General features: G+C 69.9%; 19 protein-coding genes. All 19 read right to left on the bottom strand.

Features of this window, described 5'->3' with window-relative positions; genetic code table 11:
* Positions 1-27: 27 nt before the first annotated feature.
* The 19 genes from dnaE to ACFQV6_RS28965 all read right to left on the bottom strand — a co-directional run bounded on the left by dnaE (position 28) and on the right by ACFQV6_RS28965 (position 23,498).
* Complete coding sequence (gene dnaE / locus ACFQV6_RS29055) at positions 28-3,561, bottom strand: DNA polymerase III subunit alpha (RefSeq protein WP_378030786.1); 3,534 nt, start codon at positions 3,559-3,561, stop codon at positions 28-30.
* Positions 3,562-3,621: 60 nt separating this feature from the next.
* The gene (locus tag ACFQV6_RS29050; protein WP_378030785.1) at positions 3,622-5,187 is read right to left on the bottom strand and encodes a MinD/ParA family protein; all 1,566 of its coding nucleotides are present in this window, start codon (positions 5,185-5,187) and stop codon (positions 3,622-3,624) included.
* A 216-nt stretch (positions 5,188-5,403) separates the two neighbouring features.
* Complete coding sequence (locus ACFQV6_RS29045; protein WP_378030784.1) at positions 5,404-6,342, bottom strand: hypothetical protein; 939 nt, start codon at positions 6,340-6,342, stop codon at positions 5,404-5,406.
* Between the two features lie 67 nt (positions 6,343-6,409).
* Entirely contained in the window at positions 6,410-7,339 is a 930-nt protein-coding gene (locus ACFQV6_RS29040; protein ID WP_378030783.1) for an RluA family pseudouridine synthase, read from the bottom strand.
* Positions 7,336-7,929, bottom strand: coding sequence for a signal peptidase II (gene lspA, locus ACFQV6_RS29035; RefSeq protein ID WP_378030847.1), 594 nt, complete (start codon positions 7,927-7,929; stop codon positions 7,336-7,338). The genes ACFQV6_RS29040 and lspA overlap by 4 nt, the downstream gene beginning before the upstream one ends.
* Entirely contained in the window at positions 7,926-8,348 is a 423-nt protein-coding gene (locus tag ACFQV6_RS29030) for a TraR/DksA family transcriptional regulator (RefSeq protein WP_378030782.1), read from the bottom strand. Before ACFQV6_RS29030 ends, lspA begins: the two co-directional genes overlap by 4 nt.
* A gap of 307 nt (positions 8,349-8,655) precedes the next feature.
* Positions 8,656-9,735: a hypothetical protein gene (locus ACFQV6_RS29025; RefSeq protein ID WP_378030781.1), complete on the bottom strand. Its 1,080-nt coding sequence runs from the start codon at positions 9,733-9,735 to the stop codon at positions 8,656-8,658.
* 31 nt (positions 9,736-9,766) lie between these two features.
* Positions 9,767-10,582, bottom strand: coding sequence for a DivIVA domain-containing protein (locus ACFQV6_RS29020; RefSeq protein WP_378030780.1), 816 nt, complete (start codon positions 10,580-10,582; stop codon positions 9,767-9,769).
* 48 nt (positions 10,583-10,630) lie between these two features.
* The gene (locus ACFQV6_RS29015) at positions 10,631-10,936 is read right to left on the bottom strand and encodes a YggT family protein (RefSeq protein ID WP_378030779.1); all 306 of its coding nucleotides are present in this window, start codon (positions 10,934-10,936) and stop codon (positions 10,631-10,633) included.
* A 27-nt stretch (positions 10,937-10,963) separates the two neighbouring features.
* On the bottom strand, positions 10,964-11,719 hold the full coding sequence (locus tag ACFQV6_RS29010) for a cell division protein SepF (protein WP_378030778.1): 756 nt from the start codon (positions 11,717-11,719) through the stop codon (positions 10,964-10,966).
* A gap of 218 nt (positions 11,720-11,937) precedes the next feature.
* Entirely contained in the window at positions 11,938-12,648 is a 711-nt protein-coding gene (locus ACFQV6_RS29005) for a YggS family pyridoxal phosphate-dependent enzyme (protein WP_378030846.1), read from the bottom strand.
* A 30-nt stretch (positions 12,649-12,678) separates the two neighbouring features.
* Positions 12,679-13,809, bottom strand: coding sequence for a cell division protein FtsZ (gene ftsZ / locus ACFQV6_RS29000; RefSeq protein ID WP_378030777.1), 1,131 nt, complete (start codon positions 13,807-13,809; stop codon positions 12,679-12,681).
* Between the two features lie 293 nt (positions 13,810-14,102).
* Complete coding sequence (locus tag ACFQV6_RS28995; protein ID WP_378030776.1) at positions 14,103-14,870, bottom strand: cell division protein FtsQ/DivIB; 768 nt, start codon at positions 14,868-14,870, stop codon at positions 14,103-14,105.
* 5 nt (positions 14,871-14,875) lie between these two features.
* A complete protein-coding gene (gene murC, locus ACFQV6_RS28990) occupies positions 14,876-16,312 on the bottom strand; it encodes a UDP-N-acetylmuramate--L-alanine ligase (protein WP_378030775.1) in 1,437 nt (478 codons plus the stop codon).
* Between the two features lie 151 nt (positions 16,313-16,463).
* Positions 16,464-17,567, bottom strand: a complete 1,104-nt coding sequence (murG, locus tag ACFQV6_RS28985; protein WP_378030774.1) for an undecaprenyldiphospho-muramoylpentapeptide beta-N-acetylglucosaminyltransferase — start codon at positions 17,565-17,567, stop codon at positions 16,464-16,466.
* 48 nt (positions 17,568-17,615) lie between these two features.
* Positions 17,616-19,022 (bottom strand): FtsW/RodA/SpoVE family cell cycle protein, encoded by a 1,407-nt coding sequence (locus tag ACFQV6_RS28980; protein WP_378030773.1) that lies wholly within the window; start codon positions 19,020-19,022, stop codon positions 17,616-17,618.
* A 462-nt stretch (positions 19,023-19,484) separates the two neighbouring features.
* Positions 19,485-20,600 carry a phospho-N-acetylmuramoyl-pentapeptide-transferase gene (gene mraY / locus ACFQV6_RS28975; RefSeq protein WP_378030772.1) on the bottom strand — a complete coding sequence of 372 codons (1,116 nt, stop codon included), beginning with the start codon at positions 20,598-20,600 and terminating at the stop codon, positions 19,485-19,487.
* Positions 20,601-20,604: 4 nt separating this feature from the next.
* A complete protein-coding gene (gene murF, locus ACFQV6_RS28970) occupies positions 20,605-21,984 on the bottom strand; it encodes a UDP-N-acetylmuramoyl-tripeptide--D-alanyl-D-alanine ligase (protein ID WP_378030771.1) in 1,380 nt (459 codons plus the stop codon).
* Positions 21,981-23,498 carry a UDP-N-acetylmuramoyl-L-alanyl-D-glutamate--2,6-diaminopimelate ligase gene (locus tag ACFQV6_RS28965; protein WP_378030770.1) on the bottom strand — a complete coding sequence of 506 codons (1,518 nt, stop codon included), beginning with the start codon at positions 23,496-23,498 and terminating at the stop codon, positions 21,981-21,983. Before ACFQV6_RS28965 ends, murF begins: the two co-directional genes overlap by 4 nt.
* Between the last annotated feature and the right edge of the window lie 42 nt (positions 23,499-23,540).

Below are 23,540 nucleotides of genomic sequence, written 5' to 3'. Positions count from 1 at the left end.
ACGATCCTTCCAGATCCGCCGCGGCGCTCAGGCCACGGCCGAAGGGCCGAGGATGGTTTTCAGGTCGGCACGCAGCGCCGGTGTCGGCGCGACGCGGACGCCACCGAGGCGCATCACCGTCGTCCGGCTGCCGTTCTGCAGGTGGACGTGCACCTCGGTGTCCCCCGGATGGCTCACCAGGATCTCCTTGAGCTCGTCGACCAGCGGCGGCGTGCACCGGGTGATCGGCATGGTCAGGGTGACCGGTTTGCTGTCCGGGTTGTGCGTGACGTCGGGGATCGACATGTCCATCGCCATGATCCGCGCCTGGTCGTCACGCCTGTCGATCCGGCCCTTGACCACCACGATCGCGTCCTCGGCGATGTACTGCCCGACCAGCTCGTAGGTGTTCGGGAAGAACAGCGCCTCGACGCCACCCGCCAGGTCCTCCAGGGTCGCCGACGCCCACGCGCGCCCCTGCTTGGTGATCCGCCGCTGGACTCCGGTGAGGATGCCGGCGAGCGTGACGACCTGGCCGTCCGGGACCGAGCCGTCCTCGTTGAGCGCGGCGATGCTGGTGTCCGCGGCGTTCTGCAGCATCACCTCGAGGCCGGCGAGCGGGTGGTCGGAGACGTAGAGGCCGAGCATCTCCCGCTCGAAGGCCAGCTTGTCGCGCTTGTCCCACTCGGTGTCGCCGATCGTCGGCATCGCGACCGTGGCCGACGAACCGCCGACGGTGTCGCCGAACGCACCGAACAGGTCGAACTGGCCCGCCGCCTCGTTGCGCTTGACGTCCGCGTACGCGTCGATCGCCTCGGCGTGCACGGCCAGCAGGCCCTTACGGCTGTGCCGCATCGAGTCGAACGCGCCCGCCTTGATCAGCGATTCGATGGTCCGCTTGTTGCAGGCCACCGCGTCCACCTTCGACAGGAAGTCGTAGAAGTCCGCATAGTCGCCTTTTTCTTTCCGGCAGCGGACGACCGCCTCCACGACGTTGCCGCCGACGTTGCGGACCGCGCCGAGGCCGAAGCGGATGTTCTTGCCGACCGGGGTGAACGGGCCGGCGGACTGGTTCACGTCGGGCGGCAGCACCTGGATGCCCATCCGGCGACACTCGGCCAGGTAGACGGCCATCTTGTCCTTGTCGTCACCGACGCTGGTGAGCAGACCGGCCATGTACTCGGCGGGGTAGTGCGCTTTGAGATACGCCGTCCAGTAGGAGACCAGCCCGTACGCCGCGGAGTGTGCCTTGTTGAAGGCGTAGCCGGCGAACGGCACCAGGACGTCCCACACCGCCTGGATGGCGTCGTCGGGATATCCGTTGGCCCGGCAGCCGTCCCGGAACGGGATGAACTCCTTGTCGAGGATCTCCTTCTTCTTCTTACCCATGGCGCGGCGCAGCAGGTCGGCCTGGCCGAGCGTGTAACCGGCGAGGATCTGGGCGGCGCGCTGCACCTGCTCCTGGTAGACGATCAGGCCGTACGTCGGTTCGAGGATCTCCTTGAGCGAGTCACCCAGGCCGGGGTGGATCGAAGTGATCTCCTGGAGGCCGTTCTTGCGCAGCGCATAGTTGGTGTGCGAGTCGACGCCCATCGGGCCGGGGCGGTAGAGCGCCAGGACCGCGGAGATGTCCTCGAAGTTGTCCGGCTTCATCAGCCGCAGCAGCGAGCGCATCGGGCCACCGTCGAGCTGGAAGACGCCTAGCGTGTCGCCGCGGGCCAGCAGCTCGTACGCCGCTTTGTCGTCCAGCGGCAGGGCCAGCAGGTCCATGCCCTTGCCGTGGTTGAGCTCGATGTTCTTGACCGCGTCGTCGAGGATCGTCAGGTTTCGCAGGCCGAGGAAATCCATCTTCAGCAGGCCGAGCGTCTCGCAGGTCGGGTAGTCGAACTGCGTGATGATCACACCGTCGGTGGCCCGGCGCATGAGCGGGATGTGATCGATGATCGGCTCGGCGGACATGATGACGCCCGCCGCGTGCACACCCGTCTGCCGGATCAGGCCCTCGATGCCGCGCGCGGTGTCGATCACCTTCTTGACGTCCGGGTCGGTCTCGTAGAGGCCGCGGATCTCACCGGCCTCGTTGTACCGCTTGTCGTCCTTGTTGAAGATGCCACCGAGGGTGATGCCCTTGCCCATCACGTCCGGCGGCATGGCCTTGGTGATCCGGTCGCCGACCGCGAACGGGTAACCGAGCACCCGGGCCGAGTCCTTGATCGCGGCCTTCGCCTTGATCGTGCCGAAGGTGGCGATCTGAGCGACCTTGTCGTCGCCCCACTTCTCCGTCACATAACGGATGACCTCACCGCGCCGGCGCTCGTCGAAGTCGATGTCGACATCGGGCATCGAGACACGCTCGGGGTTGAGGAACCGCTCGAAGATCAGGCCGTGCGGCAGCGGGTCGAGGTCGGTGATACCCATCGCGTACGCCACGAGCGAACCGGCGGCCGAGCCGCGGCCCGGCCCGACCGCGATGCCGTTGTTCTTCGCCCACTGGATGAAGTCGGCGACCACCAGGAAGTACGCCGGGAAGCCCATCTGGATGATGACGCCCAGCTCATATTCCGCCTGCTTGACGTGCGTCTCGGGGATGCCGTCGGGGAAGCGCTTGCGCAGACCCTCGAACGCGACGTGCCGGAAATACTCCTCCTCGGAGTAACCGTCCGGGATCGGGAAGCGGGGCATCAGGTTCTTGAAGGTGAACATCCCCTCGGTGTCCACCCTCTCGGCCACCAGCAGGGTGTTGCGGCAGCCGTCCTGCCACGCCTCGGACGAGTCCACCGCGCGCATCTGGTCGGCCGACTTCACGAAATATCCGGAGCCGTCGAAGCGGAACCTGTTCGGGTCGGCGACGTTGCTGCCGGTCTGCACGCAGAGCAGCACGTCGTGCGCCTCGGACTGAGCCTCGTGCACGTAGTGGGAGTCGTTGGTGACCAGCGGCGGGATGCCGAGCTTCTTGCCGATCTCCAGGAGGCCGTCGCGGACCCGCTTCTCGATGGAGAGGCCGTGGTCCATGATCTCGAGGAAGTAGTTGTCCTTGCCGAGCGCTTCCTGATATTTCGCCGCGGACTTGAGCGCCTCGTCGAACTGGCCGAGCCGCAGCCGGGTCTGCACGGCGCCGGACGGGCAGCCGGTGGTGCCCATGATGCCCTCGGCGTGCTCCGCGATGATGTCGAAGTCCATCCGCGGGTACTTACCGAGCTGGCCCTCGATGGAGCCGCGCGAGTTGAGCCGGAACAGGTTCTTCAGCCCGACCGCGTTGCGCGCCCACATCGTCATGTGCGTATACGCACCGTTACCGGAGATGTCGTCGCTCTTCTGCTCCGGACGGCCCCACTTGATCCGGCTCTTGGTGAGCCGCGACTCGGGCGCCACATAGGCCTCGACGCCGATCACCGGGATCACGCCCGCGGCCTTGGCCTGCGTGTAGAAGTCGAACGCGCCGTGCATGTTGCCGTGGTCGGTGATGGCGGCGGCCGGCATGCCCAGCCGTTTCGCCTCCGCCAGAAGTTCCTTGATCCGGGCCGCCCCGTCGAGCATCGAATACTCGGTGTGCACATGTAGGTGCACGAACGAGTCAGACACCCGGAACCCCCTTTTTCCGTTGACGGCGCCGAGAGCGTAGCCCGGACGTACGACGAAAACCTACTCCGCGAAGGGCTCCAGCATCGTCGACGCCGCGCGCAGCCACGCCTGGCGTGTCTCGTTCTGCAGGTCCGCGTACTCGATCGACGAGCCGACCTCGAGCGCCGGGTCGTAGGGGACCACGGCGACGGCCCGCGTCCGTGTGGCGAAGTGCTTCTTGAAGTCCTCGAGCAGCGGCAGGTGACCCGGCGACGGGCAGGAGATCAGCGTCACGGCGTTGGACACCATCTCGCCCATCCCGCTCTCCTCGAGCACGTCGAGCATCCAGTCGGCGGTGAAGGCGGCGTCCTCGCGCGGCACCGTGGTGATCACCAGCTGGTCGGCCGTCCGCATGACCGTCTGCCAGTTCACGCTCTCCACGTTGTTGCCGGTGTCGACGCAGATCACATCATGCGTACGCCGGAGCAGGTCCATCACCCGCTGGACAGTGCCCTGGTCGAGCCGCTGGGCGAACCGCGGGTTCTCCTCACCGGCGAGCACGTCGTAGGACCCGTCGGAGGCGTGCCGCAGGTAGGCGTCGAGCTCCTGGAGCAGCGCGTCGCCGTGCAGGTTCTCGATCCGCATCAGGTCGACGAGGAGATGTTTTATGGTCCGCGCGTGCCTCGCGCTCCCGGCCCGCAGGCCGAGGGTGCCACGCAGCTCGTTGTCGTCCCAGGCGAGCACGCCACGGCCGCGCACGCTGCCGATGGTGGCCGCGGCGAGCACGGTGGCTGTCGTCTTGTGCACGCCGCCCTTGGGGTTGGCGAACGCCAGCACCCGCGGCTTGCCGAGCTTGCGGCGCATCACCGAGACAGCGCGGTCCATCCCGTCGTCGCTGCGGCTCTGCCGCCACTCGATCCGGGCACCCGTGGTGGACGGGGAGACCGACGCCGCCGACGCGGGCGGCACGGGCGTCACCGGCTGCACGGGCTGGGCGACCGGCGGCATCGCGGGCAGGCGGGGCGCGGCCGGAACGGCGGGTGCCGGCGGATAGGCCGGTGCGGCGGGAGCCGGCGGGTACGCGGTGGCACCGGCGGCATAACCGTTGGCGGCCGGCGGCGCATAACCGTTCGGCTGCTGCGGGTAACCGCTGCCGGGCGCGTACCCGTTCGGCGGATACTCACGCGCCGGGGCGGCATAGCCCGCGCCCGCTCCGTAGTCTCGGGCGGGCGGCTGTGCGGGAGCGGGTGGTTGCGCCGGTGCCTGCCCGGGTGCTGGTGCACCGCGCGCGCCCGGTTCGAAGAAGCTGTTCGGCTGCTCGGCCTCGCGGCGCGACTGCCAGCGCGGGTCGAGCGGGTTGATCGGCCGCTGCGGCATCGCGCGCTCGGCCGGCGCCTCGGCGGGACGTTCGGTCGCGCGGCGCTCCGCCGCGGCCTGCTGGGCCGATCGCGGGTCCAGCGGGTTGAACGGGCGGCGCTCGACAGAGGCCGATCCACGGGTCGGTTGTTGCTGGTCCCTCTGCTGTTGCTGCGGAGGGGTCTCCTCCGGCTCCTCGCTGCGGTTCCCATGCCGGGCACGGTCGAGCAGCGCCCGCCAGCGCGGGGCTGGTTCCGCAGGCCGGCCCCAGCCGGTCTCGGTCCCGTCCACGGCTCGTCCCTTCTGCGCCTACCCGATGAACGAACTCGGCGTCGGTTGTCGCCCGGCAAGGTTCGGGCGAGGACGTCGTCCTCGCCCCTGACAGGCTACGGATGAGAACCCTATTCGGGCCACCGACCGAGCGCCCATCCTCCGGTCGTTCTTGATCACATAGCGGCACGCTGGTCGTGCACGTGCATCCACCCGAACGTTTCGCAGACGCAGAACTTAACGGCCGGATGCGTCACTGGATGCTTCTGAAGACACACCGAACCCTTCGCGAGCAGGACTCGCGTCCGGTGCTGAGGGTACGGCAAGCGGTTCCTCGGAAGGCAATACGGCCGGGGACGACTTCGCGCCCGAAAACTGGGGTGAGGTTGATGTCACATGGATACCGATCGACGACGGTATAGGCGACGGCGTCCCGATCGCAACCGGCGTCACAGTGGATGGCACAGGAGTCCCCGAAGGGTCAGCCCGGACGGTCCCGTCCTCCTCCGGCAGCGGGGGCCGGAACTCCGTACGATCAAGGCGCCGCACCTCCGGCGCCGGATCCACCGAGCGCACCCCATGCCGGCGCACCAGCCGGTCGAGCACCTCCGGGGTCGCCCGGACCACAGCGGCGAAGACGCACTCACACCCGGCCCGGAAAGCGGCCGCCTCCCGCGCCGCGGTACGAGCGGCCGCCTCATACGTCGCCCGCAGCCGCACCTCGTTACGCCCGGAGCCCTCCAGCGCCCGGCTCAGCCTCAGGTATTCCGCCTGCTCCTGATCCCGGGCGAGGGCGACGTCGAGCATCCCCGAACTCACGTCGCCGGGCATCTCGTAGACCGGGATCCGGGTCACCTGGGTCCGCGCGTCCACCAGCGGCACCCGCGCGTAGACCTGCGCCACCGCGGCGTCGGACAGCAGCACACCCAGTCGGCCCGGCGTCGCGTACGCCCGGAGGCTGACCAGCGCCCACGTCTCGCCGGACACCGGCGCCGAGGGGTCGGTGAGCCCGGCCATCTCGTGCCGCGAGTTCTCCAGATAGCCGGTGACCGACTGGCCCTCGACCACGCCGACCCGGACCACCTCGCCGGGGTCCTCCCCCGACGGCAGCTCCCGGTCCACCCAGACGACGGCGAGCACCAGGGTGACGGTAGCCGCCACCGCCACTCCGGTCATGATCTGCAACCGGAGCGAGCTACGCCTTTCCGCTGCGGAGAACACAGGCAACCCATTCACATGACGGTCAGCCGGCGTCCTCCAGGACGTCCAGCGCGTATTTCAGGTCGTCAGGGTAGTCGCTGACGAACCGAACCTCATCGTGCGTCCGGGGGTGTACGAAGGCGAGTTCCCGGGCGTGCAGCCACTGGCGCTCCAGCTTGAGCCTGGTCGCCAGGGTGGGGTCGGCGCCGTAGGTCAGGTCGCCGGCGCAGGGGTGCCGCATCGCCGAGAAGTGCACCCGGATCTGATGCGTCCGCCCGGTCTCCAGGCGCACGTCGACCAGGCTCGCCGAGCGGAACGCCTCGAGGGTGTCGTAGTGGGTCACGCTGGGCTTGCCGCCCGACATGACGGCGAACCGGTAGTCGGCCGTCGGGTGCCTGTCGATCGGCGCGTCGATGGTGCCGCGCAGCGGGTCCAGGTGCCCCTGGACCACTGCGTGATAGCGCTTCTCGACCTCGCGCTCCTTGAACGCCCGCTTCAGCGCGCTGTAGGCCACCTCGCTCTTGGCCACCACCATGAGCCCGGTGGTGCCGACGTCGAGGCGGTGCACAACGCCCTGCCGCTCGGCGGCGCCGCCGGTGGCGACGTTCTGCCCCATCGCGGCCAGGCCACCGACGACGGTCGGGCCGGTCCAGCCGGGGCTCGGGTGCGCGGCGACACCGACCGGCTTGTCCACCACCACGATGTCGTCGTCGCTGTAGACGATGCCGAGGCCGTGCACCGGCTCCGCGACGAGGACCGGGGCCGACACCGGTGCGGGCAGGGTGACCTCGAGCCAGGAGCCCGCGGAGACCTTGTCCGATTTGGGCCGCGGTATGCCGTCCACCAGCGCGTCACCGGCCTCGACGAGGGTCGCGGCAGCGGTCCGGGACAGCCCGAAGAGGCGGGACACGGCCTGGTCGAGCCGCATCCCGTCGAGGCCGTCCGGCACCGGAAGGGATCTCTGCCCGCTCATGCTGTCTCCTCGGTCTTACCGGCGGCCGGCTGCGGCTTGGTCTTCTTGGTCTGCAGGCGGCTGCCGTCGCGCTGCCGCCCGGTCAGCTCCAGCAGCACCGCGAGCACGACACCCACGCTCAGGCAGCTGTCGGCGACGTTGAAGACCGCGAAATACTCCCCGTACGGCCCGAACACGCTGATCATGTCGACCACGTGGCCGTGCAGGAAGCCGGGCGCCCGGAACAGCCGGTCGATCAGGTTGCCGAGCGCGCCGCCCAGCACCAGGCCGAGCGCGAGCCCCCAGGGCAGCGAGCGCAGGCGGGTGGCCATCCACCCGATCCAGCCGACCACCACCAGGGTGATGAGCGGAAAGACCCAGGTGTACGAACTACCGAAGCTGAACGCCGCCCCGCTGTTGCGCAGCAGGGACAGGTGGATCAGCCCGCCGAGGATGCGGACCGGTTCACCCGGTTCCAGGTTTTCCGTGGAGAGGTGCTTGGTCCACTGGTCGACCGCCACGGCGATCACCGCGGTTGCGGCCAGCACGACCACGGCACGGGGCGCGAACCGGGGAGCATGCTCCACGGGCGCTGGCTCGTCGGCGTTCAGCGTCGTTCCTCCAACTGCTTACAAGAGACACAGAGCGTCGCGGACGGGAACGCGGCCAGTCGCTCGACCGGAATCTGGTTGCCGCACCGCTCACACCAACCGTAGTTGCCCGCCCCGAGCCGATCGATGGCGCGTTCCACCTGTGTGATCCGCTCGAGCAGGTTGTTGGCCAGCGTGATCTCCTGCTCCCGCTCGAACGTCTTGGTGCCGGTGTCGGCCTGGTCGTCCCCGGCCGAGTCGGCGAACCGCTCGCGCTGCAACTCGGTGATCTCGCTGAGCGATTGATCGTACTCGGACTGAAGTTCGTCGAGCCGCGCGACCAGAGCCCGGTGGATCGCCTCGGTCTCCGCGTCGCTGCGGTCGCGCCTGACGGCCGAGCCGCCGGTCGTGCCGGTCCGGGTGTCGGATGCCTTCGCCATCGTCGCTCCCTCGGCCGCGCTCGTGCGCGGCGATCAGCGGTCGGGAGGGAGCAGGGCCGGTGCGAGCCGTTACCGCTGTCCCTCTTGTCTCAAATCCCCGTGTCCGTCCGGCGGCGCGCGGTGCCGCTCACCCCGGTGGGACGGTCGCCGCCGTAGATCTTCCCCCAGCTGCGCAAATGGCGCGGCTGAAAGTCCGCCGCGCCCTCCTGTGGGTGGCAAGGATACGGAACGTGAAGTTCGCCGACAACTTGTCACGCCGCCGGACCCGGAACCGAGTCACCGGCAGTGGAACGCCGATCGGCCACGATCAGCGATGCGCCACGGTGGCGACCAGCCGGTCCACCGGACGGCACAACCCGCACGGGCTGAAGCCGAGTTCGACGGCCTCGTTCGCCGGCAGCGGCTCGGTCAGGCGGCCGACCAGATGCGGGCAGTCCGCCAGGTGGTAGCGCGGCCGCCCGTCGACCACCAGCACCTCGAGATCCAGCCGGGCGATCAGCACCGCGTCGGCGGGCCGGACCGACTGCGGCAGCGGCTCGTCGTCGGGATCGTCGTCGTCCGGCTCGGCGAACTCGTCGGGAGCATCGGGCGACGGCTCCGCGGGCCGGCGCCAGCGGTGGTCCTCGCCACCGGCGCTGCGGGCCGCGTCGATCGTGGACGACGCCTGCCGGTAATCCCCGGAGGTCTCACCGGAATCGGATTGGCCGGAAGCAGATGGGCCCGGAGCGGATTGGCCCGGAGCAGATGGGCCCGGAGCAGATTGGCCCGGAGCGGATTGGCCGGAATGAGGTGCCGAGTCAGTTTGGGCGTAGTCTGCGGCACCGGGCACGACCGGCTCCCGCTCGTCACCCAAATGGGCCGCCGTGTCCCGCGCACCGGCCGCGCGGGCCTCGTCCACATCCCCGTAGGCGTCCGCCGGGGACCGTTCCGCGGCCGGCGGAGCGTGCGCGGCACCCACCTGATCGGCGAGACCGGGATCGTCGTCATACCTCACCGAATCGCCTGCGAACCCCGGCACGGCGGAGGCAGAATCGTCCGCGAAGGGCTCGGGGCGGTCACCGCGAACGGGCGCCTCCGGGGCGGAGCGCCCGGCCGACTGCGGCATCGGACCGGCGGGCTCGTACATCGGATCGGCGGGCTCGTACATCGGATCGGCGGGCTCGGGCATCGGGCCGGCCCGTCCGGCGGGCTCGGGCGCCGGCCCGGCGGGGTCGATGACCACGTCGCGGCGGGCGGCGGCGGCCTGCCGAGCGCCGATCACCAGGGCGACCGCGGCCAGCAGGCTGACCACGATCGAAGCTATGAGCAGGCTGCTGGAGCCGTTGATCAGACCCAGTGCGAGAAACAGCACCGCGACGGGGATGAGCAGGAAACTAGCAACGATCATGGCTCATCCTCGTCGCGGTGCGGGGCTGCGGTCAGCGACCCGATTCGATGGAGTTGGCACGGCTGCCGCCGTACGACCCGGCAAGGCCGGCCGCGGCGAGACCACCGGAACCACCCACCGAACGGTTGGCGTCGGCCCGGGCCATCTCGGCCTCCAGACCCTGGCCACGACCGTCCAGGTCACGCAGCTGGCTCTCGAGGTACGCCTTGAGCCGAGTGCGGTACTCCCGCTCGAACTGCTTCAGCTCCTCGATGTGCTTCTGGAGCGCGGTCCGCTTGGCGTCCAGGCCGCCCATGGCCTCCTGGTGCCGCTGGCGCGCGTCGCGCTCGAGGGCGTCGGCCTTGGCCCGCGCCTCGCGGGTGACCTCCTCCGCCTTCGAACGGGCGTCGGCCAGGAGCTTGTCGGCCTCGCGGCGGGCATCCGACACGTGGTCGTCGGCGGTGCGCTGGGCCATCATCAGCACGCGCAGAGCCTGCTGCTCGCCGTCCGCACCGGTCGGGCCGGCACCGGGGCCGGGGCCCTGGGCGCGGACCTGCTCGAGCTCGGCCTGCATCTGCCGGGCGGCCTGCTCGGCCGCCGACTTGTCCCGCTGCACCCGGTCGAGCTGCGCTTTGAGGTCGTTGAGCTCGGCAGCCATGCGGGGATCGGCACCCGGGCCGGCTGGTGCGCCACCCCGACCGCCGCGCTCCACCTGGGCACGCAGCTCGTTGTTCTCCTCGATCAGACGGGCGAGCTCGCGCTCCACCTCGTCCAGGAAGGCGTCGACCTCCTCCTCGTCATACCCCCGTTTGCCGATCGGGGGCTTCTTGAAGGCGACGTTGTGCACGTCGGCCGGGGTCAGCGGCATCGAAACTCCTCGGGTCAGTCGCGGCCGCGGTTGGGGCGGGGCTGCTGTCTAGCTGTAAGTACGAATCAGCGGGGTTAGCACGAAGTTCATGAGCACGAACAGGATAACCAGCAGCACGATGGAAGCCAGGTCCAAACTCACGTTACCAATGCGCAGCGGTGGGATCACACGCCTCAACGCCTTGAGGGGTGGATCCGTGACGCTCCACACCGATTCGAGTCCGGCGGAAGCACCCCGGCTCGGCTGCCAGCGCCGTCCGTACTGGAGCACCGCACCCAGCACGAACCTGGCCAGCAGCACGACGAAGAAGAGGTACAGCAACACATAGAGAATCTGGAACACGATCGACAGCACGTCAGGCGGATCCCTCGTTCGGGTCAATCAGCTCTGGGTGAAGAAGCCGCCCTCAGCGATCTTGGCTTTGTCCTCTGCGGTGACCTGGACGTTTGCCGGTGAGAGCAGGAATACCCGGTTGGTCACGCGCTCGATCGTACCGCGCAGACCGAAAGCCAGCCCGGCAGCGAAGTCGACCAGACGGCGGGCATCCGACTCATCCATCTCGGTGAGATTGATGATGACCGGAACGCCGTCGCGGAAGTGCTCACCGATGGTGCGCGCCTCGCGGTAGGTCGTCGGGTGCAGCGTGGTGATCTGGTACCGCTGCTCCTCCTCGACCTGGCGCTGGTGCACCGGCTGCTGGTGCACCGCGGGCTGCGGCTTCAGCGCGAGGTTCTCCCTGGTGCCGTACGTCAGCGAGCCGGACTGGTCGGGCGCGGCCGACGGCCGGGTGATGGAGCGCACGCTCGCCCGATCGAGGTGGTCGCTCTCCTCCCGGTCCAGGTCGTCGCGGACCGACGAGATCCGCTCGCCGAGCCGGCGCTCGGACCGCTCCGGGCGGGCTCGCGGTACGGGGCGCTCCTCGACCTCGACCTCGTCCTCGTCGGCGAACTCGTCCGCGTACCGGCTGCTGGAGTAGCGGTCGCGATCCCGGTCACGGTCGCGATCCCGGTCACGATCACGGTCGCGGTCCCGGCCACGGTAGGAGCTCTCCCGGTAACCGCGGTCCTCGTACCCGCGGTCGTCGTCCTCCTCGACGAGGCCGAGCCAGACGCCCGCCTTACGCATCGCGCCGCTCATACCGCCCCTCCCTGGGATGAGTCCATGCCCCCCACCTCTCCATCCGCTGTTGCGGCCCGCGCCCCCTCCGGCGTGCCGCGCTCCCCCTCTGCGAGCCGGAAACCAGGTCCGATTCGGACCACCGACCCGCTGCGACGCCGCGTCGTCGACGCGCCGAGCACCCGCGGGGAACACGTCGCGTAAAACAACACCTGTGTAGTTTGCTGCCCGCCGCAAGGCTACCGCAGCGAGTTTCGCATCCCGAGTAAAGATGTACCGATCCGTACGTGTGTCGCCCCGTGCCGGACGGCCGCTTCCAGGTCCCCGCTCATGCCCGCGGAGATCGTCGTCGCACCGGGGTAACGCTCGCTCATTCGCCCTGCCAGGACTGCGAGCTGCGCGAACGCGCGATCCGGCGACCAGCCGCGCGGAGCGACGGCCATCACGCCGCCGAGCCGAAGACTGTCCGATGAGGTCACTGCGTCGGATACCCGCCAAAGATCATCTTCAACCACGCCGCCGCGGGCCGGGTCACCGTCGACGCTGATCTGGATCAGCACCTCGAGCGGGACGGCACGATCGGCGGCCACGCGGGCCAGTGCCGTGACCAGGCGTTCCGAGTCGACCGATTCGACCACGTCGGCGTACCCCGCAACTGATCTGACCTTGTTGCGCTGCAGCTGGCCCACGAAGTGCCAGCGCAACCGCGCACCCGCCGCGCGCACCTCGGCAGCCTTGGCGGCCGCCTCCTGGTCCTTGTTCTCACCGACGTCGGTGACGCCGAGCCCGGCGAGCAACAGGACGTCACTCGCCGGGTAGGTCTTGGTCACCGCGGTCAGGGTGACGCTCTGCGGCGGCCGCCCGGCCGCCGCGCAAGCACTGCTGATGCGCTCCCGCACCTGTTCCAGCGAGGCGGCGAGCTGGGCGCGCCGTCCGGGGTCGATCAAGATCAAAACCTTCTGGGGGTACGGGAGAGCGCGTCAGGAGCCGTTCTTGAGGAAGTCCGGAACGTCCACGTCGTCGAAGAGCATCCGGCTCCGCGGCGGTGGCGTGGTGGCGGGCGTCGCCGTGGTCACCGGGACCGCCGGGGCGACCGGCGACGTGGTGCCACCCGTGGCCGGCTGCGGCACCTTGCGCACCGGCTCGGCCGGCTTGTAGGAGGGCGTACCCCCGTCGAAGCCCGCCGCGATCACTGTCACCCGCACCTCGTCACCGAGCGCGTCGTCGATCACGGCACCGAAGATGATGTTGGCGTCCGGGTGGGCCGCATCGGTCACCAGCTGCGCCGCGTCGTTGATCTCGAACAGCCCGAGGTCCGAGCCGCCGGCGATGGAGAGCAGCACGCCGCGAGCGCCGTCCATGCTCTGCTCCAGCAGCGGGCTGGAGATCGCCTTCTCGGCCGCCTCGACCGCGCGGTTGTCACCGCGGGCGCTGCCGATGCCCATGAGCGCACTGCCCGCGCCGCTCATCACGCTCTTCACGTCGGCGAAGTCGAGGTTGATCAGACCCGGCGTGGTGATCAGGTCGGTGATGCCCTGCACACCGGAGAGCAGCACCTGGTCGGCCTGGCGGAACGCGTCCATCATGCTGATGCCGCGGTCGCCGAGAGCCAGCAGCCGGTCGTTCGGGATGACGATGAGCGTGTCGCACTGGTTGCGCAGCTCGTCGATGCCGGCCTCGGCCTGCACCTGACGCCGCTTGCCCTCGAACGAGAACGGCCGGGTCACCACACCGATGGTGAGCGCGCCGAGCTTACGGGCGATGTTGGCCACCACGGGAGCGCCACCGGTGCCGGTGCCGCCACCCTCGCCGCACGTCACGAAGACCATGTCGGCGCCCTTGAGCACCTCTTCGATCTCGTCGCGGTGGTCCTCGGCGGCGTTCTTGCCGACCTCGGGCTGGGCGCCGGCGCCCAGTCCACGGGTCAGTTCCCGGCCGACGTCGAGCTTGACGTCGGCATCGCTCATCAGAAGCGCCTGGGCATCGGTGTTGATCGCGATGAACTCGACGCCCTTGAGCCCAACTTCGATCATGCGGTTCACGGCGTTCACGCCGCCACCACCGATGCCGACGACCTTGATGACCGCAAGATAGTTGTGCGGAGGTGTCATCGGGCTCAGCCTTCCCTTCCAGGGTTGGCGGACGTCGACGGCCCCTGCGATCCGCAGACCGCACTTCGACATCCGCTGCCGTACAAGGGAGGGCGAGGAAACCCTCACCCTCTACTAGAGGTTCAGAGTTATGTCAACCACTCGAACCTCTCGACGCAACGTATGCGGACATGCGCCCGCAGCCAAAGACCCGGGGCGGCGTGTCGCGTCCGCTTACGTGGCGAGTATCCGACTGACCCGTAACCTCGATCGTTAAATTCCGTTTGCGACATATCGTCCGGTTGACCCGAATATCACCGAATGGTCACCACGGACGGTGCACTGACGTCGATCTCCTCGCCCTTCTGTGACAGCAGGGCGGTGGCCACCTTGCTCTTCTGCGGGCTCTGGGTGTCGTCGCCCCAGACCACGACGCGTCCCTTGCGCAGCTCCAGCCGGATCTCCACCGGCGAGAGCACCGTCACCGCCACCAGCTGCTCGCGCAGCTCGTCGCTCAGAGCGTTCAGCACGGTCAGCGCCGAACCGGTGTTCTCGTCGCCCGGCGCCGGTGTGGCGACCCGGGCCAGCGGCAGGCTCCGCGGCTGCTTCGCCACCACCCGGAACGGCACACCCTCGTCGTCGATCAGCTCGAACTTCTCGCGCACCGGCACCGCGGCCACCGGGGTCCGCTCCACCACCTCGACGACGAGCGTCGACGGCCAGCTCCGGCTGACCACCACCCGGTCCACCGGTGCCAGCCCGCGCACCCGTGCGCTCACCTCGTCCAGATCCACCCGGGCCAGCGGGCGCAGCGCGGGGACAGCGGCCGCCTCGCGCACCTGTTCCGGGCTGAGCAGCTCGGCGCCGACCACGTCGACCTGGCGCACACCCAGCACCGCGGTGCCGTAGACCAGCCAGACCAGGCCACCGGCGACCAGCAGCCCACCGGCCGCCACCAGCCACGGCAGCGCGGCACGCAGCCGGCGCTGCCGGGCCCGGGCCATGAAACGCCGGGCCGACGGCGGTACGGCGTCCGTGTCGGCCCGCACCAGCCGCCAGTTGCGCGTGCCCCCGCCCGCCACCGGCTCTACCTCGCCAGGTCCGGGTGCTGGTCGTCCTCGGCGAGCGCGCCCAGCAACTCGTCGCCCATCAGCGAGATCGGCGGAGCGCCCATGGTCACCACCACGTCGCCGGGACGGCTGCGCCGGACCACCTCGGCCGGCACGTCCTCCCAGTCCGGCACGAACACCTTGTGCTCGGCGGGCAGGTCGATCGCCGCCGTCAGGGACCGGCCGCCCTCGCCCGGGCCACGGGTCTCACCCGGCCCGAACACCTCCATGCAGATCACCTCGTCGGCGACCGCCAGCCCGTCGGCGAGCTCGGCCTCCAGGTCACGCGTGCGGTACACCCGGTACGGCTGGAACACCACGAGCAGCCGCCCGTCACCGGCAACGTCACGCAGGGTCCGCAGCGCGACCTTGACGGAGGTCGGGTGGTAGGCGTACTCGTCGTAGACCCGCACCCCCGCGGCGATGCCCTTGCGCTCGAACCGGCGGCGCACCCCCGGGAACGACGCGAGGGCCTCGACCACCTTGTCCAGCGGGAGTCCCAGCTTGAGCGCGGTCAGCACGGTCGCGGCGCTGTTCAGCCCCATGTGCTTGCCGGGCAGCGCCAGCTTGATCTCACCGAGCGGCTTGCCCTTCAGCTCCGCCTGGTAGCGCACGCCGCTCACAGTGGTGACGATGTCACTGATCCGCAGATCCGAGTCGGCCGACTCGCCGTACGTGTAAACGGTCTTGCCCGCCGCACGCAGCCCGGCGATCAGCTCGTCGGTGCCCGGACCGTCGGCGCAGGTCACCACGAACCCGTCGGCAAGCGACCCGAACTCCAGGAAGCCCGCCTTCAGCGTCTCCAGATCACCCCAGTTGTTGAGGTGGTCGCCCTCGATGTTGGTGATGATCGCGACGTGCGGCCGGTAGATCAGGAACGAGCGGTCGTGCTCGTCGGCCTCCGCCACGAAATGCGGCCCGGTGCCGTGGTGCCCGTTGGACCCGGCCGCCGACATCTCGCCGCCGATCACGAACGACGGGTCCTGACCCGCGTGCTGCAGGATCACCGTCATGATCGACGTGGTGGTGGTCTTGCCGTGGGTGCCGGCCACCGCGATCGTCTGCCGGTTGGTCATGGCGGCGGCGAGCGCCTCCGAGCGGTGCAGCACCCGCAGCCCGCGGCGGCGCGCCTCCACCATCTCCACGTGGTCCTTCGGGATCGCGGTGGAGTAGACGACGGTGTCGACGCCGTCCAGGTTCTCCGGCACGTGCGCCATGTGGACGGTGCCGCCGAGCGCCCGCAGCGCCGCCAGGGCGGGCCACTCCCGCAGCTCACTGCCGGAGACCGGGACGCCCCGGGTCAGCAGGAGCCGGGCCAGGCCGGCCATGCCGACACCGCCGATCCCGATCAGGTGCACGCTGCCCAGGTCCTCGGCGGTCGTCTCGCCGGCCGGCGTCAGCTCCGCCGTGTTCACAGATCCACTCCCTCGAGAAAAAGCATCAGCTCACCGCGTCCCGACATCAGCCCACCGCGTCCGTACATCAGCCCACCACGCCCACGCGTCGGCCCACCGCGTCCGTACATCAGCCCACCACGCCCACGCGTCGGCCCACCGCGTTCAGACATCAGCCCACCGCTTCCAGAACGAAGCGCAGCAGCGCCTCGTCACCGTCGCGGCGGCCGTATCGGGCTGCCGAGGCGCCCATCGCGGCCAGCCGCTGCCGGTCCCGCGCCAGCGGGATGATGTTGCGTTCGATCCAGTCGGGGGTCAGCTCGCTGTTGTCGACGAGCAGGCCGCCGCCCGACTCCACCACCGGCAGCGCGTTGCGGCGCTGCTCCTGGTTGCTGAACGGGTACGGCACATACACCGCGGGCATGCCCAGCGCCGTGGTCTCGGCGACCGTGATCGCACCGCCCCGGCAGAGCATCAGGTCGGCGGCAGCGTAACCAAGTTGCATGTCCGACAGGTAGGGCACGACGACATAGGGCACCGGCAGGTCCTTCGGCACCTCGAACGGGTCGTTGCGCCCGCCCTGGACGTGCAGGACCTGGATGCCGGCGTGGGCCAGTCGCTTCGCCGCCGCGGCGACAGCCAGGTTGATCGTACGGGCGCCGGACGAACCGCCGGACACGAAGAGCACCGGCAGGTCCGGGCGCAACCCGAAGTGGTAGAGCGCCTGCGGCCGCAGCGCGGGCCGGTCCATGTGGGTGATCCCGGTCCGCAGCGGTACGCCCACCAGTCGCGCGTTACGCAGCGACTCGGCCTGCTCCAACTGGTGCGGGAAGCCCACGGCGATCCGCTTGGTGAACTTCATGCCCATCCGGTTCGCGACGCCCGGCGGCACGTTGACCTCGTGGATCACGATCGGCATCTCGCGCCGCCACGCCGCCAGATAGGCGGGCACCGACACGTACCCACCGAACCCGACCACGACCTCGGCCTGCACCTCGTCGATGATCTCACCGGCCGCGGCCGCCGACCGGTACATCCGGTCCGGCGTGCGCAGCAGATCCAGGTTCAGCGACCGGGGCAGCTGGAACGCCGGAATGACCCGCAGGTCGTAACCGGCCGCCGGGATGAGCTGGTTCTCCATGCCCTTGGGGCTGCCCAGCGTCGTGATCCGAATCTGGGGGAAGTGGCGCCGCAGAGCGTCGGCGAAGGCGAGCAGCGGGTAGATGTGACCGCCGGTGCCTCCTCCGGCGAGCACGACGGACCGCAGCGGACCCATCACCGTCTCCTTCCTCTTCCGACCGCTCCGCCCGACACCTGAGACGGGCTAGAGACGGCTCTTTCCCCCGCCCGCGGATGCCCGGGTTCCCGGCTTCTTCTGAGCGGGCGGGCGCGGCTTCGCCGGCCGCCGCGGCGGGGGGAGCGGCGGCAGCGGGGCCCACACTAGTCGTACCCATCGCGGGGTCGGACGGGCGTTCAGGGCTCGCGCCGCCTCCGGCTCCGCCCGGGCGAACGACGCCAGCATGCCGATCGCCGCCAGCGTCACGACAAGGGCACTGCCACCTGCGGAGATGAACGGCAGCGGCAGGCCGGTGATGGGCAGCAGCCCGACCACGCCCCCCATGTTGATCACGGCCTGGGCGACCAGCCAGGTGGTGATCGCCGTAGCGGCGAGCCGGCGGAACGGATCGTTGACCCGGCGCGCGATCCGGAAACCGGTGTACGCCAGCACCGACAGCAGCGCCAGCACCACCGCGCACCCGACAACACCCAGCTCCTCGGCGACGATCGCGAAGATGAAGTCGTTCTCCGCCTCCGGCACCCAGCCCCACTTCAGCGCGCTCTCCCCCAGGCCGACGCCGAACCAGCCGCCCTCGAAGATCGCCGACCGCCCCTGGATGGCCTGGTAGCACTCCTTCGCCGGGTCACACTGGTCCAGCGGGGTGAGGAAGCTGGTGAGCCGCTCCAGCCGATAGTTCGGCGCGTCCTCGGAACCCGAGCCGGCACCACGCGAGGCCGCCGCGATCAGCAGGCCGACACCGGCCAGACCGAGCACACCCAGCGCGGTGAACACCCGCAGGCGTACCCCCGCCGCCCAGAGCAGCCCGACGATCAGCGCCAGCAGCACCAGCATGGTGCCCAGGTCGTTGTAGCCGACCAGCACGAACAGCAGCCCGATCACCGGGAACAGCGGCATGGCCAGCTCACGCCAGTAGCCGAGGGTCGGCCCCTTACGGGCGATCACGTCGGCGCCCCACAGCACCATGCCCAGCTTGGCCAGCTCACCCGGCTGCACGCTGACCGGTCCGACGATCAGCCAGTTCAGGTTCGCCTTGAGCGGCCCGAGCGTGGCCTCGTCGTCCAGCACCTTCAGCGACCTCAATGCGTTCAGCACCGCCAGCAGCGTCAGCAGGACGATCGCCGCACCCAGCAGATACTTGCCGAGGGTGCGCAGGGTCAGCGCGGGCAGCCGCTGGCAGATCCAGAAGGCGACGAGGCCGAGCAGCGCGTAGAGCGCCTGACTGCTCGTCGCCGAGAACGCGTCACCGTGTGCGGCGAACGCCTCCACACTGGTCGCCGAGAACACCATGGTGAGCCCGATCAACAGCAACAGACCGGAACTCGCGATCAGCAGGTAGTAGGACGACAGGGGCCGCGCCAGCAACCCGTGCACCGCCGGCAGCAGCTGCCGGCTCAGTGACGGGCGGGCCATGGAAGTACGGTCGTCCGCCATACCCCCATCATCGTCCGCCGTCCACATCCCACCCCGTCACATCGATGGCGTGTCGCACGAGACTTCCACCTCCCACCCCTCCCCCTTGCGCCCGCGCCCCTCCCCCTTGCGCCGCGCGCCCCGATCTTGTGGCCTTGGGCGGCAACGCAGCGCCCCTACTTCACAAGATCTCGGCGGTGGACGGCCAGTCCAAGCGTTCGCGGCTGCGCCTGGGGGTGGTGGGCGCACACGTTGAGGTTGTGTGCGCGCTGATGGTCGCCATAGGCGATGTAGACACCCACGGACGGCCTCTGTGTGCGCCTACATCCGCTGGAAGGGCGCAATGCGACCCCGAAGCGGCGCGACACGGGCCGGGCGACACGGGCCGGGCGACACGGGCCGGGCGACACGGGCCGGGCGGGCGAGGTGACGGGGGGCGGACGGAGTGGGGGCGCCGGATAAGGCGCGCCCCCACCGAGCCCGTCAGCCCATTACCGCCAGGTGATCGCTGTAGAACAGCCCGAGCCCGATAGCCGCACAAATCCCAGCGATGATCCAGAACCGGACCACGATGTTGACCTCACTCCACCCCGCCAACTCGAAATGATGCTGAAGCGGCGACATGCGGAAAACCCGTTTACCAGTCGTCTTGAACGAAATGATCTGGATGACAACGGACATCGTGATGATGACGAAGAGCCCACCGATGATCACCGAGAGCAGCGTCGTACGCGTAGCCACCGCCAGCCCGCCGATCAAACCGCCCAGCGCGAGCGCCCCCGTGTCCCCCATGAAGATCCGAGCCGGGTTCGTGTTCCACCAGAGAAAGCCGACACAGGCAGCAGCAGCCGCCGCCGCGATCATCGCGATCTCCAGTGGATCTCGAACCTGATAGCAATGCTGCTCGGTAAGCGCGCTGGTGGTGCGATAGTCGTCGTCACCGCACCAGTGCCGGTACTGCCAGAAGCCGATCAGCGAGTAGGCACCGAGCACCAGAATCGACGCACCGGTGGCGAGACCGTCGAGACCGTCGGTGAGGTTCACCCCGTTGGACATCGCCATGATGACGAAGACGAACACCATGACCGAGCCGACCTTGCCGACGTCGAGCCAGCTGACGTCGCGGATGAACGAGATGTTCTCGCTGACCACGGTCTGGCCGTTGGTGCTCGGGAAGTAAAGCGCGGCCACGCCGAACCCGGTGCCGATGATCAGCTGGCCGAGCAGCTTGCCCTTGGCGCTGAGGCCGTCGGAGTTGCGCTTGCGGACCTTGAGGAAGTCGTCGAGGAAGCCGACGGCGCCACAGAAGACGAAGACACCGAGCAGGACCAGGGCGGTCATGGTCGGCTTCTCCTGGGCGATCTGCCGGTCCGGCAGCGTGGTCAGTGCCAGGTGCCCGGCCACGTAGGCGAAGACGGTGGCGATGATGAACGCCACCCCGCCCATCGTCGGGGTGCCCTTCTTGCCCTGGTGGCTGGCAGGTCCGAGGGAGCGGATCGGCTGTCCCGCCTTGAGGGCCGAGAAGACCCTGATGGCGAGCGGGGTGCCGAACAGCGAGATGAGAAAGGCGACCGCGGCCGCGACGATTACTGCCCTCACGGGGCTAAACCTCCTCGGGACGCCGCAGCCAGTCGGCAACGTCCCACGTGCGGTACCGGGAACCCTTGACCAGCACGACGTCGTCGGCGCGCAGGTCCTGCTGCAGAATCTCGATCGCGGCTGCCTGGTCGGCGGCGAAGTACGCCGTGCCCGGCCACCCCGTGAAGCCGGCGGCACCGTCCAGGATCGGCCGGGCGTTCCCGGCTACCGCGATCAGCCGGTCCACCCCGAGTTCGGCGGCGAGCCGCCCCACCTCGGCGTGACCGGACACCTCGAACTCGCCGAGCTCGGCCATGTAGCCGAGTACAGCGGTGGTACGCCGCCCCTCACCCATCGCGGCGAGGGCTCGGAGAGCGGCCTCGGTCGACGACGGGTTGGCGTTGTAGGAGTCGTCGATGACCGTCACCCCGCCGGGCCGGTCGAAGACGTCCATGCGGCGGCCGGAGACGATGCCGACGTGGCTCAGGGCGGTGGTCAGCTCGTCGAAGTCCATGCCTGCGGCGAGGGCCACCGCGGCGGCGGCCAGGGTGTTCGCCACCTGGTGCCGCCCGGCGACCGCCAGCCCGACGTTCCCGGACCGGTCGCCGACGTGCAGCACGTAGCTCGCGCGGCCGGAACGGTCCAGGATGACGCCGGTCGCCCGCACGTCGGCCGCCGACTCCCCGGTGAGCACGACGCGGGCGGAGGTGCGCGAGGCCATCGCGGCGACCAGCGGATCGTCCGCGTTCAGTACCGCGACCCCGTCTGCGGGCAGCGCCTCGACCAACTCGCCCTTGGCGAGGGCCGTGCCCTCCACCGAACCGAACTCGCCGATGTGCGCCGCGCCGACGTTGAGCACCACGCCGATCTGCGGCTGGGCGATATCGGTCAGGTACCGGATGTGGCCGACACCGCGGGCGCCCATCTCCAGCACCAGGAAGCGGGTCTCGGTGGTCGCTTGGAGCACCGTGTACGGGAATCCGAGCTCGTTGTTCAACGACCCGGCCGGCGCCACGGTCGGCCCGACCCGGGACAGCAGCTGCCCGATGTAGTCCTTGGTCGTGGTCTTCCCCGACGACCCGGTCAGCCCGACGACTGTCAGCTTGTCCAGCCGGGAGAGCACCACCCGGGCCAGTGCCGCCAGCGCCTCGAGCGGCGACGCGACGACAACTCCCGGCGACCCGGTGTCGCGGGTGCCGAGGATGCCCGCCGCACCGGCCTCGATCACGGCACCGGCGAAGTCGTGGCCGTCCACCTTCTCACCGGCGAACGCGACGAAGAGCCCACCGGGCCCGACCTTGCGGGAGTCGTACTCGACTTCGCCGGTGACCGCCACGTCCGGGCCGGCGTTGACGACCCGCCCGCCGGTGATCTCGGCGATCTCCGCCAGCGTCATGCGGATCATGGTCGGCCCTCCAGTGCTGCGGCCAGCTCGATGCGGTCGTCGAACGGCAGGATCTCGCCGCCGACCTCCTGGCCCTGTTCGTTGCCCTTGCCCAGAACCGCGATCACGTCGCCGGCCGAGGCCAGCCGGACCGCCTCGTCGATCGCCGCCCGGCGGCCACCCACCTCGATGACCTTGGCGGGCGAGAGAGCGCCCCGGGACGCTTCTTCGGCGCCGAGGCGCACGGCTGCCCGTACGGAAGAAGGGTCTTCGGTCCTGGGGTTGTCATCGGTGATGATCACCAGGTCGGCACCGTGCGCGGCGGCCTCACCCATCAGCGGCCGTTTGCCCCGGTCCCGGTCGCCGCCGGCACCGATCACGCAGATCAGCCGCCCGCCGCGCGCCGTTGCCAGCTCCCGCAGCGCGGCCAGCGCCGCCACGATGGCGTTGGGCTTGTGCGCGTAGTCGACGACGCCCAGCACGTCACCGGCCGCCTCGACCTGCTCGAGCCGCCCCGGTACGCCGCGGCAGGCAGCGATGCCCCGCCCGGCGACCGCCGGGTCGACGCCCACGGCGACCAGCAATGCCAGCGCGAGCAGCGCGTTCGCCACGTTGTGCAGGCCCGGCAGGGCGACGCCGGTCTCGACGGTGACACCGTCCGGCCCGTGCGCGACGAACCGCTGCCCGAACGCGGCCGGCGCGACGTCCGAGGCCCACCAGGTCGCACGCTCGTCACCGAGGGCCGAGAAGGTGATCGTCTCGTCGCGGGCGAGGCGCATGACTGCGGCGTCGTCGAAGTTCAGGATCTCGGCGGCGGACCGGCCGTCGAAGAGCCGCGCCTTCGCCGCGAAGTAGTCCTCGGTGGTGGGGTGGAAGTCCAGGTGGTCCTGGCCGAAGTTGGTGTAGCCACCGGCCGCGAACCGGATCCCGTCGGCCCGGCCCATCACCAGCGCGTGGCTGGAGACCTCCATGACCACCGCCCGCACCCCGCGCTCCAGCCCCGCGGCCAGGATCGCCTGGAGGTCGGTCGCCTCCGGTGTGGTCCGCACGCTCTTCACGACCAGGTCGCCGATCCGGGTCTCCACCGTGCCGACCAGCCCGGTCACCAGCCCGGCGGCGCGCAGCCCGGCCTCGACCAGGTACGACGTCGACGTCTTGCCCGCCGTACCGGTGATGCCGATCATCGTCAGCCGCCGCGACGGCTCGCCGTAGATCGCGGCGGCCGCGGCGCCGAGCACCGCCCGCGGGTCGTCAGCGATCAGCACCGGCAGACCCGCGGCGAGCGCCGCCTCCCGCCCGGCCGGATCGGTGAGCACCGCCGCCGCTCCGGAGCGCGCCGCGTCCGCGATGAACTCGGCGCCGTGCCGGTTGGCACCGGGCAGAGCCGCGTACAGGTCGCCAGGACGAACCGCGCCACTACTGTGAGTAGCCCCGGTGACCTCAGCGTCACCACCCGCCTGCGCTGCCGGCAGCAACTCGGCGAGCTGCTGCAACGGGAACGGCGCGACGGTCTCGGGGCGGGGAATGCCGGACACGGCGTCAGACCCTACCCCTAGCCGCCCCGGTTGCTGTCAACG

Origin of the sequence: Actinoplanes sp. GCM10030250, from assembly GCF_042666575.1 — a bacterium.
Classification (GTDB): Bacteria; Actinomycetota; Actinomycetes; order Mycobacteriales; family Micromonosporaceae; genus Actinoplanes.
The sequence above is the reverse complement of the archived record's forward strand: the minus strand, read 5'-3'. Positions and strand labels throughout refer to the sequence as shown.

Coding starts and splice junctions, on each gene's coding strand:
- ACFQV6_RS29045 (WP_378030784.1), bottom strand. CDS start 6,342: ATGACCGGAGTGGCGGTGGCGGCTACCGTCACCCTGGTGCTCGCCGTC.
- ACFQV6_RS29040 (WP_378030783.1), bottom strand. CDS start 7,339: ATGAGCGGGCAGAGATCCCTTCCGGTGCCGGACGGCCTCGACGGGATG.
- ACFQV6_RS29030 (WP_378030782.1), bottom strand. CDS start 8,348: ATGGCGAAGGCATCCGACACCCGGACCGGCACGACCGGCGGCTCGGCC.
- ACFQV6_RS29025 (WP_378030781.1), bottom strand. CDS start 9,735: ATGATCGTTGCTAGTTTCCTGCTCATCCCCGTCGCGGTGCTGTTTCTC.
- ACFQV6_RS29020 (WP_378030780.1), bottom strand. CDS start 10,582: ATGCCGCTGACCCCGGCCGACGTGCACAACGTCGCCTTCAAGAAGCCC.
- ACFQV6_RS29010 (WP_378030778.1), bottom strand. CDS start 11,719: ATGAGCGGCGCGATGCGTAAGGCGGGCGTCTGGCTCGGCCTCGTCGAG.
- ftsZ (WP_378030777.1), bottom strand. CDS start 13,809: ATGACACCTCCGCACAACTATCTTGCGGTCATCAAGGTCGTCGGCATC.
- murG (WP_378030774.1), bottom strand. CDS start 17,567: ATGGGTCCGCTGCGGTCCGTCGTGCTCGCCGGAGGAGGCACCGGCGGT.
- ACFQV6_RS28980 (WP_378030773.1), bottom strand. CDS start 19,022: ATGGCGGACGACCGTACTTCCATGGCCCGCCCGTCACTGAGCCGGCAG.
- murF (WP_378030771.1), bottom strand. CDS start 21,984: ATGATCCGCATGACGCTGGCGGAGATCGCCGAGATCACCGGCGGGCGG.